The organism is Sphaerospermopsis sp. LEGE 00249 (assembly GCF_014299995.1).
GTDB lineage: Bacteria > Cyanobacteriota > Cyanobacteriia > Cyanobacteriales > Nostocaceae > Sphaerospermopsis > Sphaerospermopsis kisseleviana.
The window spans coordinates 1-3,112 of sequence record NZ_JACJUZ010000151.1 but is presented as its reverse complement, the minus strand read 5'-3'; the positions used below and the strand labels follow the sequence as shown (position 1 = coordinate 3,112).

General features: G+C 50.9%; 1 rRNA gene. It reads left to right on the top strand.

The annotated features are described in order from the left end of the window. The first annotated feature begins 110 nt into the window (after positions 1-110). Positions 111-2,939 (top strand): 23S ribosomal RNA (locus H5968_RS24780). Positions 2,940-3,112: the final 173 nt, after the last annotated feature.

The following is a 3,112-nucleotide window of genomic DNA, read 5'->3' as shown; positions in this document are numbered from 1 at the left end:
TGCTGGGTAAATACCAGCCAGAACCTTGAAAACTGCATAGTAACGCGAGGCAGTTCAGTAATCTAGTGCTTTAGCAGCAGATAACTGAAATGAAAAAACCAATGTAAAGTGGTCAAGCTAATAAGGGCTAATGGTGGATACCTAGGCACACAGAGGCGAAGAAGGACGTGGTTACCGACGAAATGTTCCGGGGAGTTGGAAGCAGACTAAGAGCCGGAAATGTCCGAATGGGGCAACCCTATGTACTACCTGTTGAATATATAGACAGGAAAGAGCCAACCTGGCGAATTGAAACATCTTAGTAGCCAGAGGAAAAGAAATCAACTAGAGATTCCCCTAGTAGTGGTGAGCGAAAGGGGAAAAGCCTAAACCAAGAGGTTTACCTTTTGGGGTAGTGGGACAGCAACAACGAATCTAGAGACTAGACGAAGCAGCTAAATACTGCACCAGAGGAGGTGAAAGTCCTGTAGTCGAAAGTTAAAGGATAGGAGCTGAATCCCGAGTAGTACGGAGCACGTGAAATTCCGTATGAATCAGCGAGGACCATCTCGTAAGGCTAAATACTACTGTGTGACCGATAGCGAACAAGTACCGCGAGGGAAAGGTGAAAAGAACCCCGGAAGGGGAGTGAAATAGAACATGAAACCATTAGCTTACAAGCAGTGGGAGTCCGATTAAACGGATGACCGCGTGCCTGTTGAAGAATGAGCCGGCGACTTATAGGTACTGGTAGGTTAAAGCGAGAATGCTGGAGCCAAAGGGAAACCGAGTCTGAAGAGGGCGATAATCAGTATTTATAGACCCGAACCCTGGTGATCTAACCATGTCCAGGATGAAGCTTGGGTAACACCAAGTGGAGGTCCGAACCGACCGATGTTGAAAAATCGGCGGATGAGGTGTGGTTAGGGGTGAAATGCCAATCGAACCAGGAGCTAGCTGGTTCTCCCCGAAATGTGTTGAGGCGCAGCGGTAATGATTAAAGTCGGGGGGTAAAGCACTGTTTCGGTGCGGGCTGGGAGACCGGTACCAAATCGAGACAAACTCAGAATACCCGATGAACACATTGCCAGTGAGACGGTGGGGGATAAGCTTCATCGTCAAGAGGGAAACAGCCCAGACCACCAGCTAAGGTCCCCAAATCATCACTAAGTGATAAAGGAGGTGGGATTGCATAGACAACTAGGAGGTTTGCCTAGAAGCAGCCACCCTTGAAAGAGTGCGTAATAGCTCACTAGTCAAGCGATCCTGCGCCGAAAATGAACGGGGCTAAGTGATGTACCGAAGCTGTGGGCAGTGAGCGTAGTCGAACTGCGGTAGGGGAGCGTTCCGTCGTAGGTAGAAGCAGTAGCGGCAAGCAGCTGTGGACGAAACGGAAGTGAGAATGTCGGCTTGAGTAGCGCAAACATTGGTGAGAATCCAATGCCCCGAAACCCTAAGGGTTCCAGAGCCAGGTTCGTCCACTCTGGGTTAGTCGGGACCTAAGGCGAGGTCGAAAGGCGTAGTCGATGGACACAGGGTCAACAATCCCTGACTAACGTATGGGAGCATTGCTAGGGACGCATGAAAGATAGCCATACCCTGATTGGTTTGGGAGACGGTTACGACCGTTGCATGGTGAATGATAGTGCCAAGAAAAGCTAGTAATGTGATGAACATATGTTACCCGTACCCGAAACCGACACAGGTAGGGAGGTTGAGAATACCAAGGGGCGCGAGATAACTCTCTCTAAGGAACTCGGCAAAATGGCCCCGTAACTTCGGAAGAAGGGGTGCCCACGAGAGTGGGTCGCAGTGAAGAGATCCAGGCGACTGTTTACCAAAAACACAGGTCTCCGCAAACTCGAAAGAGGACGTATGGGGGCTGACGCCTGCCCAGTGCCGGAAGGTTAAGGAAGTTGGTCAGTGGTAACATGAAGCTGACGACCGAAGCCCCGGTGAACGGCGGCCGTAACTATAACGGTCCTAAGGTAGCGAAATTCCTTGTCGGGTAAGTTCCGACCCGCACGAAAGGCGTAACGATCTGGATGGTGTCTCAGAGAGAGACTCGGCGAAATAGGAATGTCTGTGAAGATACGGACTGCCTGCACCTGGACAGAAAGACCCTATGAAGCTTTACTGTAGCCTGGAATTGTGTTCGGGCTTCGCTTGCGCAGGATAGGTGGGAAGCGATGAACTTCTCCTTGTGGGGAGAAGGGAGCTAACGGTGAGATACCACTCTGGCGAAGCTAGAATTCTAACTCATCTCCGTGAGCCGGAGAGAGGACAGTTTCAGGTGGGCAGTTTGACTGGGGCGGTCGCCTCCTAAAAGGTAACGGAGGCGCGCAAAGGTTCTCTCAGCACGCTTGGAAACCGTGCGACGAGTGTAAAGGCATTAAGAGAGCTTGACTGCAAGACCGACAAGTCGAGCAGGTACGAAAGTAGGCCTTAGTGATCCGACGGCGCAGCATGGAATGGCCGTCGCTCAACGGATAAAAGTTACTCTAGGGATAACAGGCTGATCTCCCCCAAGAGTCCACATCGACGGGGAGGTTTGGCACCTCGATGTCGGCTCATCGCAACCTGGGGCGGAAGTACGTCCCAAGGGTTGGGCTGTTCGCCCATTAAAGCGGTACGTGAGCTGGGTTCAGAACGTCGTGAGACAGTTCGGTCCATATCCGGTGCAGGCGTAAGAACATTGAGAGGAGTCCTCCTTAGTACGAGAGGACCGGGAGGAACGAACCGCTGGTGTACCAGTTATCGTACCAACGGTAGACGCTGGGTAGCCAAGTTCGGAGCGGATAACCGCTGAAAGCATCTAAGTGGGAAGCCCACCTCAAGATGAGTGTTCTCACCACAACAAGTGGGTAAGGTCACGGGCAGAACACCCGTTTATAGGCTCTATGTGGAAGTACAGTAATGTATGTAGCAGAGGGGTACTAATAGACCGAGGGCTTGACCTCTCACATTGCTAATATTCGCGTTACTTGCAGTCTTCAGGGTTTTGAACGATTTTTGATAATTCTTTAATTTTCAATTATCAATTGTCAATTATCAATTCCCAACGGGTTTTCCTGGTGTCTATGGCGCGGTGGAACCACACTGATCCCTTCCCGAACTCAGAGGTGAAACGCTG